The 910-nt window shown below is 66.0% G+C and carries 1 pseudogene; it reads left to right on the top strand.

Annotated elements, in window-relative coordinates:
• Positions 1 to 910 (top strand): annotated as a pseudogene (locus ACYPXD_RS00015) (glycosyl transferase); the annotation flags it as partial.

Raw genomic sequence — 910 nt, 5'->3', positions numbered from 1 at the left:
GCGGACGGCGAAGTTCGGCGTGTCTCGCTCGCGAACAGCGGGCGCGGCACGCGTGAAATCGAACTGACCTCATACGCCGAACTCGCACTGGCTACGCCGGCTGCCGACAACGCGCATCCGGCTTTTTCACGGATGTTCGTGCAGACCGAGCATCTTGCCGAATTCGGAGCGCTGGTGGCGACGCGGCGTCCGCGCTCGCATGACGACGCTCAGGTCTGGGCCGCGCATTTCGCCGTGGTCGAGGGCGAGATTGTCGCCGAACCGCAGTACGAAACGGATCGGCTGCGCTTTCTGGGCCGCGGAGGACATACCCGCATCGCCGCGTCGATCGTCGGCAACCGTGCGCTCTCCAATACCACGGGTACGGTGCTCGATCCGGTCTTCTCGCTGCGCTATCGCGTGCAGGTGCCGCCCGGCAAGGTGGTGCGCGTCACGTTCTGGACCGTGGTGGCCGAATCGCGCACGCAGTTGCTCGATCTCATCGACCAGCATCACGACCGCAATGCGTTCGATCGCGCCAAAACCCTCGCGTGGACGCAAGCCCAGGTGCAATTGCGCTACCTCGACGTGGAGGCCGAAGAGGCTGCGGACTTTCAGCGGCTCGCGGCGCCGATCCTGTATGCCGACCCGCGCTTCAGGGCGGCGCCCGAGGCCATCGTTCGCGGCGCCGGACCGCAGTCGGCGTTGTGGCCGCACGGGATTTCGGGGGACCTGCCGATCGTGCTGCTGCGCATCGGTGATGTCGACGATATCGCGCCGGTCCGGCAGCTATTGAGGGCGCACGAATACTGGCGCATGAAGCGGCTGGCGGTCGATCTCGTGATCGTCAACGAACGGGCTTCGTCGTATATCCAGGAATTGCAGGGGGCGATTGAAACCGCGGTGCGCAGCAGCCAGTCGCGGCCGCGCT

Source organism: Paraburkholderia sp. 2C (genome assembly GCF_054589215.1).
This window is presented reverse-complemented; position numbering and strand designations above follow the sequence as displayed.